Source organism: Actinacidiphila sp. bgisy160, assembly GCF_057707815.1.
In genome coordinates, this window is the sequence record NZ_JBYIQW010000002.1 from 321,138 (window position 1) to 335,008 (window position 13,871).

11 protein-coding genes and 1 pseudogene are annotated in these 13,871 nt (G+C 73.7%); 4 read left to right on the top strand and 8 right to left on the bottom strand.

Annotated features, from left to right (window positions below):
• Window positions 1-18 precede the first annotated feature (18 nt).
• Both AC3EUJ_RS04260 and afsK read left to right on the top strand, forming a co-directional pair.
• Window positions 19-819, top strand: coding sequence for a VOC family protein (locus tag AC3EUJ_RS04260; protein ID WP_431959545.1), 801 nt, complete (start codon window positions 19-21; stop codon window positions 817-819).
• Between the two features lie 135 nt (window positions 820-954).
• Window positions 955-3,336 (top strand): protein serine/threonine kinase AfsK, encoded by a 2,382-nt coding sequence (gene afsK, locus AC3EUJ_RS04265; protein ID WP_431959546.1) that lies wholly within the window; start codon window positions 955-957, stop codon window positions 3,334-3,336.
• A 198-nt stretch (window positions 3,337-3,534) separates the two neighbouring features.
• Here afsK and AC3EUJ_RS04270 read toward each other — a convergent pair.
• From AC3EUJ_RS04270 to afsR, 4 genes and pseudogenes are all read right to left on the bottom strand, one after another.
• Window positions 3,535-3,760, bottom strand: a pseudogene (locus AC3EUJ_RS04270) (enoyl-CoA hydratase/isomerase family protein); the annotation flags it as partial.
• Between the two features lie 3 nt (window positions 3,761-3,763).
• The gene (locus AC3EUJ_RS04275) at window positions 3,764-3,907 is read right to left on the bottom strand and encodes a hypothetical protein (RefSeq protein ID WP_431959547.1); all 144 of its coding nucleotides are present in this window, start codon (window positions 3,905-3,907) and stop codon (window positions 3,764-3,766) included.
• A 350-nt stretch (window positions 3,908-4,257) separates the two neighbouring features.
• Entirely contained in the window at window positions 4,258-4,392 is a 135-nt protein-coding gene (locus tag AC3EUJ_RS04280; protein WP_431959548.1) for a hypothetical protein, read from the bottom strand.
• Between the two features lie 176 nt (window positions 4,393-4,568).
• Window positions 4,569-7,508, bottom strand: coding sequence for an SARP-family global regulator AfsR (afsR, locus tag AC3EUJ_RS04285; protein WP_431959549.1), 2,940 nt, complete (start codon window positions 7,506-7,508; stop codon window positions 4,569-4,571).
• A 302-nt stretch (window positions 7,509-7,810) separates the two neighbouring features.
• Here afsR and AC3EUJ_RS04290 point away from each other — a divergent pair, with 302 nt between their 5' ends.
• Complete coding sequence (locus AC3EUJ_RS04290) at window positions 7,811-8,524, top strand: AMP-binding protein (RefSeq protein WP_431959550.1); 714 nt, start codon at window positions 7,811-7,813, stop codon at window positions 8,522-8,524.
• Window positions 8,525-8,986: 462 nt separating this feature from the next.
• Here AC3EUJ_RS04290 and AC3EUJ_RS04295 read toward each other — a convergent pair whose 3' ends face one another.
• From AC3EUJ_RS04295 to AC3EUJ_RS04310, 4 genes are all read right to left on the bottom strand, one after another.
• Window positions 8,987-10,093, bottom strand: coding sequence for an ADP-ribosylglycohydrolase family protein (locus AC3EUJ_RS04295; protein ID WP_431959551.1), 1,107 nt, complete (start codon window positions 10,091-10,093; stop codon window positions 8,987-8,989).
• A gap of 151 nt (window positions 10,094-10,244) precedes the next feature.
• A complete protein-coding gene (locus AC3EUJ_RS04300) occupies window positions 10,245-10,727 on the bottom strand; it encodes a DUF6069 family protein (RefSeq protein ID WP_431959552.1) in 483 nt (160 codons plus the stop codon).
• 17 nt (window positions 10,728-10,744) lie between these two features.
• Window positions 10,745-11,491 carry an SCO2400 family protein gene (locus AC3EUJ_RS04305; RefSeq protein ID WP_431959553.1) on the bottom strand — a complete coding sequence of 249 codons (747 nt, stop codon included), beginning with the start codon at window positions 11,489-11,491 and terminating at the stop codon, window positions 10,745-10,747.
• Between the two features lie 414 nt (window positions 11,492-11,905).
• Complete coding sequence (locus AC3EUJ_RS04310; RefSeq protein ID WP_431959555.1) at window positions 11,906-12,832, bottom strand: LysR family transcriptional regulator; 927 nt, start codon at window positions 12,830-12,832, stop codon at window positions 11,906-11,908.
• 454 nt (window positions 12,833-13,286) lie between these two features.
• Between AC3EUJ_RS04310 and AC3EUJ_RS04315 the strand changes: the two genes are divergently transcribed.
• Complete coding sequence (locus AC3EUJ_RS04315) at window positions 13,287-13,754, top strand: ester cyclase (RefSeq protein ID WP_431959556.1); 468 nt, start codon at window positions 13,287-13,289, stop codon at window positions 13,752-13,754.
• Window positions 13,755-13,871 lie beyond the last annotated feature (117 nt).

The following is a 13,871-nucleotide window of genomic DNA, read 5'->3' on the forward strand; positions in this document are numbered from 1 at the left end:
GGACGAATCGAGGACGAGATGGCCGCATACCCCGATGGCACCCCCTGCTGGGCCGACGCCATGCTCAACGACCTGGAGGCCGGCAAGCGCTTCTACGGCGGACTGCTCGGCTGGACCTTCGGCGAGGGCGAGGAGCGGTACGGCCAGTACACCCAGGCGTACGGCCCGGACGGGAAGAACGTCGCGGCCCTGTCCCCCAAGCCGGACGGCCGGATGCCGACGGTCTGGAACCTCTACCTCGCCTCCTGCGACATCCGGGCCACCGCGGGCAGGATCCGCGACTCGGGCGGCCAACTCATCATGGAGCCCATGGCCGTTGGCCCCTTCGGCACGATGCTCATGGCGGCCGACCCGGGCGGTGCGGTGTTCGGGGTGTGGCAGCCCGGCACGCACGGCGGCTTCGAGACGACCGGCGTGCCGGGCTCCTACATCTGGGCCGAGGTCTACACGCGCGAGACCGAGCGGACCGACCCCTTCTACGAGGAGGTCTTCGGCTTCGGCAGCAAACGGATCGAGGACGAGGCCATCGACTTCCGGATCTTCGTCCCCGGGGGCAAGGAGGTCACTCCCGGCAACGCCGTCCTCGGCCGCTTCCGGATGGGGCAGGGGTTCCCCGAGGAACTGCCCGCGCACTTCGTCGTCTATTTCGCCGTATCCGACGCCGACCGCGCCGCGGAGACGGTCGCGCGGCTCGGGGGCCGGGTCACGATGGGTCCGATGGATTCGCCTTTCGGCCGTTTTCTCCTGGCGAGCGACGACCAGGGTGCCCATTTCGCCCTGATCGACCCCGGCACCACGGTCGGTGAGAAGCCGTCCTGAACGCGCCCGGATCCGCAACCGAATCAAAGGTAATCGCGTGTCGACACCGCCCCGGGTTCGCAACTGATACTCATCCCAGGAAGAATCAGGGTCGGACCCCGGGATGGGGGGAACCCACGGGGAGGTGGCAGGGCAGTGGTGCAGCAGCTGACGCAGCACGATCCGAGACGGATCGGCCCTTTCGAGGTGCTGGGCAGGCTGGGCGCCGGCGGTATGGGCCTGGTCTATCTCGCCCGCTCGGCGTCCGGCCGGCGCGTGGCGATCAAGACCGTACGGGCTGAGCTCGCCGAGGACCAGCTGTTCCGCGTGCGCTTCGCCCGTGAGGTGGAGGCGGCCCGCGCGGTCAGTGGCTTCTACACGGCGGCGGTCGTCGACGCCGATCCCAGGGCCGCCGTGCCCTGGCTGGCGACGGCGTTCGTGCCGGCGCCCTCGCTGGAGGAGATCGTCAACGAGTCCGGGCCGCTGCCCGTGCAGGCCGTGCGGTGGCTGGCGGCCGGGGTCGCGGAGGCTCTGCAGTCGATCCACGGGGCGGGGCTGGTCCACCGGGACCTGAAGCCCTCCAACGTGCTCGTCGTGGAGGACGGCCCGCGGGTGATCGACTTCGGTATCGCGAGCGGGGTGTCCAACACGCGGCTGACGATGACGAACGTGGCCGTCGGCACGCCCGCGTACATGTCCCCGGAGCAGGCCAAGGACTCGCGCAGCGTCACCGGCTCCAGCGACGTCTTCTCGCTGGGCTCGACGCTGGTCTTCGCCGCGACCGGGCACGCGCCCTTCCACGGGGCCAATCCCGTGGAGACGGTCTTCATGCTGCTCAGGGAGGGCCCTGATCTGTCGGGTCTGCCCAGCGAACTGCGGCCGCTCATCGAGGCGTGCATGCGCATGGAGGCCGACCGCCGGCCGAGTCCGGCGGACCTGCAGGCGCAGTTGGCGCCGCACCTGTTCTCCTCGGCGGGCGACGACACCGGTACGGCCTCCGCGTGGCTGCCGCCCGCGGCGGTGGGTCTGATAGAGGAGCGGCGCAGCGGCGGCCGCCCCGGCGCGGGGCCGGGCGCCCCCGGCGGTGGCGTGGGCGCCGGAGCGCCCGGTGGCGGCGGCGCGGGTGCCGCGCTGCCTCCGATGCCGGCCCGGCCTCCCGCGCCCCCCGTGGCCCCCGTGGCGCCCCCTCCGGCCGCCGCCGAGGGCCCGGGCGGACCGGTGCAGCTCGCCGGTTCGGCACCGATAGGGCCCGGGATGCGGCTCGCCGAGCGCAAGAACCAGGCCGCGGCCACCGCGGCCGCCGCCGGCGGCGGGCTCGGCTGGGCCGGTCGCGGTGGCGCGGCCGGAGGTCCGCCGGCCGCGGTGCCGGGTCAGGGCAACGCGCAGGGCGCCCCGCAGGCCCCCGCGGTCCCGCCGGGCGAATGGCGGCCGTGGCGGTTCCGCATGTCGAACGACGTGTGGGGCACCCCGGTCGTCTCCTCGGGGCGGCTCTACGTGACCTCCTTCGAGGTGCACGCGCTCGACGTGGCCACCGGGCGGCGGCAGTTCAAGACCCGTGACGTGGCGTGGACGATGGCGGTCTCGGACGGCCGGATCCACGGCTCCGACGGGCCGAGCCTGTACGCGCTGGACGCCGCGGACGGCGCCGAGCACTGGCGCACCGGTGTGGACGGCTGGATCTACTCGCTTCGCGCGGACGCCGGGACCGTGGTCACCGGTACCCGCGGCGGCGGCGTGCAGGTCTGGGACGCCGCGGCCGGACGGCTGCGCTGGGAACGCGGCGGCGCGCAGACGGAGTTCGAGACGCCCGAGTCGGGCCCGAGCGTGGTGGACGGGGTCGTGTACTTCCACGGCGGCGGCCGGCTGCACGCCCTGGACGCGGGCAGCGGCGCGGAGCACTGGTCGTACCCGACCGGGGAGGGCGGCGCCATGCCGACCCGTCCGGTCGTCGCCGACGGCGCGGTCTACGTGACCGTGGGGAACCGCGTGCTCGCCCTGGACGCCCGCAGCGGCACCGAGCGGTGGCGCTTCGACGCCCCCGCCGTCATGTTCGCGCCGCCCGCCCACGTGCCGGGACCGGGCGTCACGGGCGGCGGCGTCTATGTCGCGGACTACCTGGGCACCGTGTACGCCCTGGACCCGGCGGACGGGCGCGACCGCTGGCGGGTCGCCACCGAGCAGCGGCAGAGCGTGGAGCCGGTGCTCGTCGCGGGCGGTTCGGTGATGCTGGGCGCGGGCGGTGCGCTGTACACGCTCGACGCGGTCTCCGGCACCCCGAAGTGGCGCTTCGCCGCCCAGGGCGAGATCGTCGGCTCCCCGGTGGTGGCCGACGGGCGGGTGCACTTCGGCTCGAAGGACCACTGCCTCTACACGGTCGACGCGAGCGGCGGCCAGTTGCGCTGGAAGCTGGAGACCGGCGGGGAGATCACCGGTTCCCCGGTCGTCTCGGACGGCGTGGTCTACGCGAGCAGCAAGGACCGCTGCGTGTACGCCCTCAACGCCGTGAAGGGCACCGAGGCGGCCACCCGGCGCGCCTGAGGAACGCCGGCGGACGGCCGTCGTGCCGCTCACGGAAGGGGCTGACGACGGCCGTCGCTGGTCAACCTACGCGGCGGGGGACCGGGGCGCCACGCGAGGGGCTGTCCGGGTGACCCTCGTTCGCCGCGTTCCGGGCGGATCGTCAACGGCTGCCCCGGCCACCGGGGTCCGCCGGCCCGGACGCAGGCGGCGCACCGGTCAGCGCACCCGGTGCTCCCGCGTGCGGTGCGCGAGCGGCCGGGTCCGGCGCTCGGGCGGGAGGTTGCCGAGGGCGATGAGGTGCGGCCCGTGCGCGAAGGCCGGGGCGCGCGGCTTCGTGGGCCGACCCGACGGCGCGGATCGTGCCCTGTACGGCCTCGGTGGGACGGGCGGCCAGGACCCCGTCGGCTCCCTGTTGGAGAGCCTCGGCGGTCCGGCGCTCCGGGTGTCAGGGGGCGTGCCAGTTGTCGGGGCTGACGATCGTCTGGTGCCAGTTGTCCGGGCTGTCCGCGGCGGCGGCCGGGAGCGCGGCGGACAGGAGTCCGGCCGTCACGGCGGCGAGGACGGCGGCGGCCTTGCGTACAAACCTCACTACGCCTCCGGAGGAGAGGCCGGGTGCGGGCACCCAGCGGGCGAGACGACTTGGGCCCAAGGGGCGCGGGAGGCCAACTCGCCCAGGAGAAATACCGTGTTGGCCCACCGGACCGGCAAGAGCCGGGCGACGTCGAGGGCCGCCGCCGACCGGCGCGCGCAAGAAAGAAGGACCGGCTGCGGCGCCCCCTCCGCGCCGCAGTCGGTCCGTGGTTCCCCCGTGCCGCTCCCCCCGGAAGCGCGTCCCCCTTGGTGCGCCCCTCAGTCGTGCCGTCCCCCGTGGTGGTGCCGTCCCCGTCGCGCTGTCCCCCGTGCCCCCTCGGGCCGGCCGTCCCCCGTGTCAGGCGCCGGTCAGGGCGTGTGCCAGTTGTCGGGCTTGACCGTGGTGTCGTCGCTCTTGACCTCGGGCTCCTCGGTCTCCTCGGTGGTGACGACTTCCGGCTCTTCCTCGACGGTGGAGCCGGACTCGGGTGCCGTCTCGCTCATGGTGCCTCCCCTGGTGGGTGGAACTGGGCCGATACGAAGCCCGCCTGGCAACGACCCCCGTGCGCTACCAGGCGGGCAGCTCTTGCAGTGATGGAATCGTGGCAGGCGTCGATAATCAACCGATAAACGGAACTGTTGATGTCCTGTATCGGCGGTGTTGCGCAGCGCGGAACCGGCTAGACGGCGACGGCCGGAGCGGCGGCGGGACCGTGCAGCAGGCGCCGCACCTCGTCGGCGTCGGGGGAGCCCAGCGCGACGAAGGCCGCCAGGGCGTCCCGCCAGCAGGCGCGGGCACGGTCCACCTGGCCGGCCTCGGCGAGCGCGCGCCCGAGGACGGTGAGCACCTTCGCGCGGTAGAGCTCACCCCCGAGGTCGCGCAGCGCGTTCAGCGACTGCTCGGCCAGCGCCGCCGACTGGCGATGGGCGCCGGAGGTCAGGTGCACCTCCGCCATGCGGAAGAGGGACATGGCCTCCCAGAACTGCTGCCGCGCCGCCCTGAAGACGGGGAGCGCCTCGGAGAGCGACGCCAGCGCCTCCTCGCGGCGACCGGCCGCCGTGAGCGCGATGGCGAGCGCGTAGAGGCCGTTGCCGAGGCGGAACCCGGCGCGCAGCTCACGGTAGATCGACAGGGCCTGCTCCGCCGAGGTCACGGCGGCGGAGACGTCCCCGAGCTCGATCTGGGCGCGGGACAGATTGCTCAGCGCGGCGGCGCCGCCGTGCCGGTTGCCGTCGGCCATGAAGGCTTCCAGGGCCTGGGAATGGTGGTCCGCGCAGTCCTGGAAGCGCCGCCTCGGGAAGGCCACCATCCCTCGCAGATTGGGGGCGTAACTGCTGGTCAGAGGATCTCCGACGGCTCGCCCCAGCACGAGGCTGCGTTCGGCCTCCCGGTCCGCCTCCTCCAGCCGTCCGGCCAGGCTGTTCAGCTGGCCCAGCAGTACGCGGGCCCGGCCCTCCACGAGCGGTTCGCCGCAGCTGCCGGCCGTGGCGACGATGGCGCGTGTGGCCTGCTCGTACTGGCGCGCGTGGATGCCGGACTCCATCAGGTCCTGCGCGGTGAAGAGCAGGTCGACGGCTCGCCGCATCGGCCCCTCGCAGCCGCCGCCCGCTGCCTGCTGGACCGCGGCGAGGAGGCTGGGCGCCTCGGTGAACAGCCAGTCCAGGCCGTCCTCGCGGGAGTCGAAGGGCAGCCCGGGGCGGCCGACGGGCGCGAGGTGCGCCAGCAGGCGGTCGCCGGGGTTCTCCAGCTCGTACGCGCACGCGGCCGACGCCAGGTAGAAGTCCAGCAGCCGGGACAGGGCGGCGCAGCGGGCGTCGTCGCTCTCGTGGCGCTCGGCGCAGTCGCGGGCGTAGAGACGCACCAGGTCGTGGTAGCGGTAGCGGGCGGGCGCGGCGGACTCGATGAGGCTGATGTCTACCAGGGCCTCGAGCAGTTCCTCGGCGTCGTAGACGTCCATGTCGAGGACGGCCGCGGCCGCCTCCAGGGAGATGTCCGGCCCGTCGGCGAGGGCCAGCAGGCGGAAGGCTACGGCCTGCTGCGGGGTGAGCTGGCCGTAGCCGAGCTCGAAGGTGGCCTTGACGGCGAGGTCGCCGGCCTTGAGCTCGTCCAGGCGGCGGCGTTCGTCGCTGAGCTTGCGGGCGAGGAAGGAGACCGTCCAGGTGCGGCGGGTGGCCAGGCGGGAGGCGGCGATGCGGATGGCGAGCGGCAGGAAGCCGCAGGCGGCGACGACGTCGAGGGCGGCCTGGCGTTCGGCGGCGACGCGCTCCTCCCCGACGATGCGGGTGAAGAGCAGCAGGGCCTCTTCCGGGCTCATGACGTCGAGGTCGACCAGGTGGGCCCCGGCGAGGTCGACCATGCGGACCCTGCTGGTGATGAGCGCGGCGCAGCCCGGCGTTCCCGGCAGGAGGTGACGGATCTGGGCGGCGTCATGGGCGTTGTCCAGCAGGGCCAGGATCCGGCGGCCCGCGAGGGTGGTGCGGTAGAGCGCGGCGCGGTCGGCGAGGGACTCGGGTATCGCGGAGTCGTCGACGCCGAGGGAGCGCAGGAAGGAGGCGAGCACCGTCTCGGGCTCGGCGGGCCGGGCGGCGGTGCCCTGGAGGTCGACGTAGAGCTGGCCGTCGGGGAACGTGCCCGTGACGGCGTGGGCGACGTGGACGGCGAGGGTCGTCTTGCCGACCCCGCCGATGCCGGCGACGGCGGAGACCGACATGACGCCGCCCTCCGCCGAGGCCGCGGCCAGGCGCTCGCCGAGCTCGCGGACGAAGGCGTCGCGGCCGGTGAAGTCCGCGACCGTGGCCGGCAGCTGGGCCGGCCGTACCGGCTCGGCGGCGGCCTCTTCCTGCGGGACGGGCGGCGGCAGCAGCGACGGGTCGGCCTCCAGGACGCGCTGGTGCAGTTCGGTGAGTTCGGCACCCGGGTCGACGCCCAGCTCGTCGTCCAGGAGGCGGCGGGTGTCGGCGTAGACGCCGAGCGCCTCGGCCTGCCGTCCGCTGCGGTACAGGGCGAGCATCAGCAGGGCGCGCGGGCGCTCGCGCAAGGGGTGTTCGGCGGACAGGACGGTGAGCTCGGAGACCACCTCGGCGTGGCAGCCGGCCTGCAGGTCCAGGTCGAGGCAGGTCTCGGTGAGCTGCAGCCGCCATTCCAGCAGGCGGGTGCGCTGGGTCTCGGCGTACGGGCCGGGCAGCCCCGCGAGGGGCTCGCCGTCGAAGAGGGCGAGGGCGCCGCGCAGTTCCTCACGGGCCGTGGCCAGGTCCCCGGCCGCGCGAGCCTTCTCCGCCGCGGCTTGGTGCCGTTCGGCCAGGGAGAGGTCGAAGTCGTCCCCCGGGCGCAGCACGTAGCCGCCGCCGACGGTGGCCAGCGCGTCGGCGCCGAGGGCCTTGCGGAGGCGGAAGGCGTAGCTGCGCAGCGCCGCGAGCGCGGTGGGCGGCGGGTCCTCGCCCCAGACGGCGTCCAGTAGTTCCTGCGCGGTGGCCGTGCGGCCGCCGCGCAGCAGCAGCGCGGCCAGCAGCGCCTTCTGCTGTGGCGACCCGGCGGAGACCGGCTCCGTGCCGCGCCAGGCCCGCACCGGGCCGAGCACCGCGAAGCGCAGCGCTCCGCCCCGGTCCTTACCGCTTGCCATGCCTGCCCCCAGGTGCCGCCGTACCTTCGCGACGAGCGCGTATATCGATCGTTCATCACGAGCCGGAACAGTTTTCACGGACGGCGGGACCATCACCATCGGTTCCGCCGCCTGTGCCAGTTTGCCGCCTCAACCTGTATGCGGTCACCTATGGGTGGCTTTCGGGAGGGGCGTTCCGAGGAGTAGCAGGGGATGTTCGGGCCAGTTTCAGGTGAAGTACGGTCATATGCCGCCGGGTCGGCGGGCGGTCCGACCGGGGGAGTGGAGGGACGCCCATGTGCTCGCGTTGTGTGTCGCAGGCCGTGAGCGGACCACGGAGCCGGAGCGGCGGCGGGCCGGCGCCGTCGGTGTACCGGCTGCCCGGCCCCGCACTGCGCAGCCGGGCCTTCCGGCAGCCGGAAGGGCGCCCGTACGAACCGTACGACTGCGACTTCGCCGGGCTGGACCGCCGTGCGCGCGCGGTCGCGGCACGGCTGGGCCGGCTGCTGCCGCCGGGCAGCCGGGTGCTGCTGGCCTATCCGCAGGGCGTGGACCTCGCGGGGGCGTTCTACGGCTGCCTGTACGCCGGGATGGCGGCGGTGCCGCTGGTCGGCGGCGGCCCGGACGGGGTGGGGACGGTCGCGGAGGCCGTCGAGCGCTGCCGGCCCGCAGCGGTGCTCACGGGTGCCGACGCGTGGACCGCGCTCGCGGTGGACCGCTCGCGCACCCAGGTCGTGGAGGCCGACGGGCGCCGGGTGGGCGGCGAGCCGGTGGACCGGCTGGCGCAGGAGTGGCGTCCGGTCGGCGTCCTGCGCACGGCGCCCGGTTACGAGCGGTACGTCGCCGACGGGCTGGGCGGGGGCCGCATGGAGCCCGCGCTGCGGCATGGGGACCTCGCGGACGCGGTCGGCGAGCTGGCGGTCGCGGCGGGCCGGGGCACCCCGGAGGACGGGCTGGGGTGGATCGCCTCCGTGCAGGGGTTGGAGGACGCGGTGTGGCGCATGCTGCTGCTGGAGCCGGATGGGGGGGTGGCGTGACCCGGGGTGCGCGGTGTTCCGCCCCGGTTGTCGTGTGCGGGTTTTCCGCGCCTGCGGCGGCCATCCCCCGCGCGCCCGATCGCCCCGGATGGTTGGTGCGGGCCTGCGCGGGGTGCGTCGGGTGGGCCGGGGTCGGGGCCTGCGGGGCTGGGCGTTCCGGACCGCGTGTTCATGTGCGTGGCGGGCGGTGCAGGTCTGTGCCGTCTGTGCCGCACGACACATACGCGTCAGGGTTCAGAACGCCCACCCTCCCCCGGCCTTCGGCCGGGGATGCCCCCAGCTCCCCCGCCCCCCAGTATCGCCTGCGACCAACGGCCGGTGGGGGTGTGGGCGGGCAATCCGCCGCACGCGCAGGGCCACCCCCCCAGCGGTGGCCGGCGGAGGGCCGGCGCGATACCGCAGTATCTGTGAACCGCGGCATCCCAGCCGTGGTACCCCGGACCGCCGGCCCTCGGCCCGCGGTCAGCTGCCGGGGTAGCGCTCCAGCCACGCCGCGGACGCGCCGCCGGGTCCGTGCAGCGCGGGGCCCTGCGTCGTCTCCATGGCGAAATCGTCGGCGAGCTGCAGGATGGTGCCCCGGCCCTCCAGTTCCGCCGTCCACGCCGGGGGCAGGGCGGTCTCGCCGTGCTCCACGCCGAGCAGGTTGCCGCAGATCGAGCCGGTGGAGTCGCTGTCCCCTGAGTGGTTGACCGCCAGCAGCAGTCCGTGCCGGACGTCCTCGGCGACCAGGGCGCAGTAGACGCCGATGGAGAGCGCCTCCTCGGCGGTCCAGCCCGCGCCCAGGGACTCCACCCGCTCCGCGCTGGGCAGCCCCTGACGTACGGCCCCGAGGGCGGCCTGCAGGGCAGCGGAGGTCTCCTCGTGCCCAGGGCGCGCGGCGATCAGGGCCAGCGCGTGCTGCACGGCGCCGTCCAGGGCCTCGCCGCGGGCCAGTCCGTGGACGATGACGGCGAACGCTCCGGCGGCCAGCACGCCGGTGGGGTGACCATGTGTCTGCGCGGCGCATTCGACGGCGAGCTGCAGCACCAGATGCGGCTCCCAGCCGACCAGCAGCCCGAAGGGCGCGGACCGCATGACCGTGCCGCAGCCCTTGGAGTCCGGGTTCTTGGGGTTGTCGAGGGTGCCCATCCGCTCGTCGGCGAGCCCGGTCAGGCAGGCCTTGCCCGGGGCGCGGCGCGCGTACAGCCACTCCTCGCGGGCCAGCCAGCCGGTGTCCTTGCGGCGCTCGTCGGGCCCCCAGTCGTTCTGGGTGGCCGCCCAGCGCAGGTAGGCCCGGTGCACGTCGGTGGGCGGGTGCCAGGCCCCGGCGTCGCGGCGCACCTGGGCGCGTATCAGGCCCTCGGCGGTGAACAGCGTCATCTGGGTGTCGTCGGTGACGGCCCCCCGCCGCCCGTACGCCGGGACGTAATCGGTGACGCCGTCCTTGCCGTGCGTCTGTCGTATGTCCGTCAGCGAGTCGAACTCGACGCCGGCACCGAGGGCGTCGCCGATCGCGCCACCGAGCAGGCAGCCGCGCACCCGGCTGCGGAAGTCCTGCTGCTCGGCACGCCCCCATACGGCCCCGCTCATGACCAGCGCCTCTCTGTCCGACCCGACCAAGCACTGTAATCGACCCAGATCGGTCGGCCTCCGGTCACGAACGGAATGTGGTCGGTCACGCACGGGGGAAGGCCCCCGCTGCCGGGCAGCGGGGGCCTTCAAGGGGCGGGGACTTCGGGTGCTACCAGCCGCGGCCCTGCCAGGCCGGCCGGGGGGCCCGGCCGCCGCGGGTCTGTGCCCAGCGCGCCGCGCTCGCGAGCAGGGAGGTGACGATCAGCCCGATGAACAGGTTCACCACGCAGGCGGCGAGCATCTCGTTCGAGCGGTGCAGGGCCAGGGGGATCAGCACGGCGAGGAAGGTCAGCGCGGTCATGATCCAGCCGAAGAACACCATGGCGCGCGGCGTCGCGGCGAGCAGGAGGCGTAGCAGCAGCGTCGCGGCGAGTGCGATGAGCCCTGCCCCGAGGACGTAGGCGGTCGCGGCGGCGTCGCGCCACGGCCCGTAGCCCTGGGGGGCGAAGAGCGGCAGCAGCAGGAATCTCCGCGCGACCAGGATGCCGGACTTGGCCAGCAGGACGGCGAGCACCGCGGTCGCGGCTCCGACGCCCCACAACCGCCAGGCGCTGACTCGGCGGCGGTCGTGGTCGGCGTGGCTGCTTGACACGTGACGTTCCTTTCCGGTCAGCCGACGCAGAGCACCAGGAGGCACAGCTGCATCGGTGACTTCGTTGCCGACGACGTGGGGGTCGCCGTCGTTGTGGGGGGTGTGGTCGCGACGTCCGCGGGCAAGTGGGGGGCGGACGAGGGCGCGGTGGTGTGCGGGGCGGTGTCCGCCGGCGCGAGGACGGCCGTGACCGGGCGGACCCGTGAACCGGCGTCGCCCTGCGGGGCGGTGTGCGCCGGCGCGCCGGTGCTCGCGGCGGACGGCTCGGCGCGGGCCGCCTCGCCGCGCGGCGCGGTGGTGGCGGTGGGCGCGCCCTCACCGGGGCGGTGGCCGGCGTCACCGCCACCGGGCCGCGCCGGGATCGAGGAGAGCGGGACAGTACGGGCCGTGGCCGGCGTCAGTGGCTCCGCCTCCGCCGCCGCTGCCGTGTCGGCCCGGCCGTCGGAGCCGCCGTGCGGCATCGCCGCGACGGTGAGACCGCCGCCGACGAGCGCCACGGCCGTGGCGGCCGCGGCGCGACGCCGGTTCTTCTTCCAGCGTTCCATCTGCCGGCGGCGGGCCGCACGGCCCTGCGGGGACGGGTCGGCGTCGTCCTGGCCGGGGCCGTCGGGGTCGTCGGAGTCCGCTTCACGGCTCGTCTGCCATTCCGCGGTGGAGCCCGGGCCCTGCCACATGGGCGGCGCGATGTCGGGTGCGTAGGCGCCGCACCCCGGACACACGAGAGCCCCGTTGAGATGCCGACGGCAAGAGGAGCAGTAGTCCATCTCCGAGTCTTTCTCTGCTGACGCGAGCCGCCGGGGGACGTCGGCGGCAGGTCCGCGCGCACGTTCCCCGTGCAGGGCGGGACGGCCAGCAACGCTAACGACACCTCCCGAAGGAGCTGCGCAGCCTGTGTGACGCTTTTGGAGAGTTGCTCGGACTCTTTTGCGCAGGTCGAGCCGGGGGCGCGGCCCGGCCGCGCCCTCTGGGAGCGAGTGGGTCGTCGACGAGGTGTGTCGGCAGGGCGTCGGCGGACTCCTCGGTTGGTTCCGCCTCGGTAGGGGCTTTCTCGGCTGGTCAGGGATGAGTGAGAAGCGGGCGCTGTGCGGAAACGGTGCCGCGCGGTCCGCGACCTGCGCCAAGCGAGGAGGCTCCTTCGGGTCGAGATCTCGAAGGCGCTCTCCGGGCAGGGGAGCCGGTCACACGGGTGATCGGCGCTCCGTCGCGAGTCCGGCGACCTCGTCGTGCATGGCTTGACGCATGGCTCTCGCTCGTGCCGACAGGTCGGTGGCCGTGACCATCATGGTCTCCCTCTTGAACCTGAGCGCGGGATCCTCGACACGCAGCCACTTCACGCCCTGCGGGACGATGTCCGCGGCCAGCCCGGGCATGACCGATATCCCCAGTCCCGCGGCAACGAGCCCGAGGCGCGTCTGCCAGCTGTGCGCCTCGTAGGCCACGCGCGGAGCTTCCAGGGTGGGCCAGGCGCCGAACCGGGGCCCGCCTTCCTCGCCGGCTCCCACGATCCACGCCTCTTGCGCCAGGTCGTCGACGTGCACCTCTTCCCTGGAGGCCAGCGGATGTGCCGTGTGGACGGCCACGCCTATCCCGCGGCCGGTGCGTACGACCTCGGTGCGCAGCCCGGTGAGGTCGTAGTCGGGGAGCCCTTCCCCGACTGCCACGACGGCCACCTCGAGGCGTCCCGCGCGAAGGCGGCGCAGCTGGGCGGGGCTGCCCGCCTCCCACAGGCTCACGGTGAGGGCCGGGTGCGCCTTTTGCAGGCGGGCGATGGCCCTGGGCACCAGCACCGCGGCCGCGGTGGGGTACGCGCCGACGGCCAGGCGCCCCGCGAGACGGTCGCGGAGCCCCGCGATCTCCAGTTCCGCCGCTTCGGCGTCTGCGAGCATGCGGCGCGCGTGCCGCAGCAGCGCCTCCCCGGACGGAGTCGGCCGGACTCCACGGGCTTGCCGCTCGAACAGCGGGGCCCCCACTGCGGCTTCTGTGGCCATGATCTGGCGCGAGACCGCGGACTGGGTGTAGCCGAGCGCCTCGGCCGCCGCGGTGAAGGACCCGCGCTGAGCGACCTCCAGCGTGACTCGCAGGCCCGTCAGCGTCAGTTCCGGCATGGCCCGACGATATGCGTGAACGACAAGGTAGGGCAAAGCGCGACCGTCCACTCAGAGCATGGCGAGGGGAGGCGGCCGTGCTGTGTGCCGAAGCGTGCGAGGGGACGCGCTTAGCGACCTGGAGCGGCACGCCGGCGGATGCGAGGACGGGTCTGCTCCGGCCGGCGAGCCATGCTGTTTCCGCATGGGAGCGATGCCAACGATTCGCTGGTGGAATGTCTCCGGCGGTGCAAAGCTGTTTCATGAGGAAAGCAGTGCAGAGCATGACCGGCCGCCAGCCAGGTCGCCGGCGCCCGCGGCGTTTGTGCGCGGTCTTACAAGAGACCGAGTCCATCCCGGGCAGGATCTTTCGACCCGGAATCCGCTTCCGGTTCTGCGGCGCTGCGTCGGCTTCGCAGGGGCGCGCCGCGATGCGGCACGGCACCGTGAGCAACCTGATCTCAGAGGAAACACCATGACTCATTTCATATCCCCCGACGACACCCGCTACGACGTGCGTTCCCGTGCGCTCGTCCGCATCGGCCGGGACGCCATCTCGAAGGAGAATCCGGGCGCACTGCGCGCCTACTTCAGTGAGGACTTCGCGTTCCACGGCCCCGACGGCGACCTCGGGTTCGAGGAACTGTCGAGCTTTTTCAGTCAGATGCGCAACGCCTTCACGGACTACTACTGCGAGCGATATGAAATCGTCTCAGCCGGGAATCTGATCGGTTGCCGGACGGAGATGGGCGGCATTTTCGAGAATCCGTTCGATCCGACGCCGGTGGGAACGGTGCAGCCGCACGGCAAGAAGGTGACGCTGACTCTGATCAACATGTTCCGCTACGACGAGGACGGCAGGCTGGCGGAAGAGTGGGTCCAGTACGACAACCTGGAGTGGCTGCGCCAGCTCGGCGTCGGACTCGTCCCCGCCTCCTACTGAAGGCCGCCGCTGATCGTGCCGGGGCAGGACCCGTCCAGCGGGCCGTGCGTCACGGCGGGCACGAGGTACTCCCCGATGATCCGCAGGTGACCCGCGATACGACCGCCGCCTCCCTCG

Bases quoted from the DNA above. Each gene is read 5' to 3' on its own strand.
- AC3EUJ_RS04260 (WP_431959545.1), top strand. From the start codon at position 19: ATGGCCGCATACCCCGATGGCACCCCCTGCTGGGCCGACGCCATGCTC.
- AC3EUJ_RS04280 (WP_431959548.1), bottom strand. From the start codon at position 4,392: ATGAGCGAGACGGCACCCGAGTCCGGCTCCACCGTCGAGGAAGAGCCG.
- afsR (WP_431959549.1), bottom strand. From the start codon at position 7,508: ATGGCAAGCGGTAAGGACCGGGGCGGAGCGCTGCGCTTCGCGGTGCTC.
- AC3EUJ_RS04295 (WP_431959551.1), bottom strand. From the start codon at position 10,093: ATGAGCGGGGCCGTATGGGGGCGTGCCGAGCAGCAGGACTTCCGCAGC.
- AC3EUJ_RS04305 (WP_431959553.1), bottom strand. From the start codon at position 11,491: ATGGACTACTGCTCCTCTTGCCGTCGGCATCTCAACGGGGCTCTCGTG.
- AC3EUJ_RS04310 (WP_431959555.1), bottom strand. From the start codon at position 12,832: ATGCCGGAACTGACGCTGACGGGCCTGCGAGTCACGCTGGAGGTCGCT.
- AC3EUJ_RS04315 (WP_431959556.1), top strand. From the start codon at position 13,287: ATGACTCATTTCATATCCCCCGACGACACCCGCTACGACGTGCGTTCC.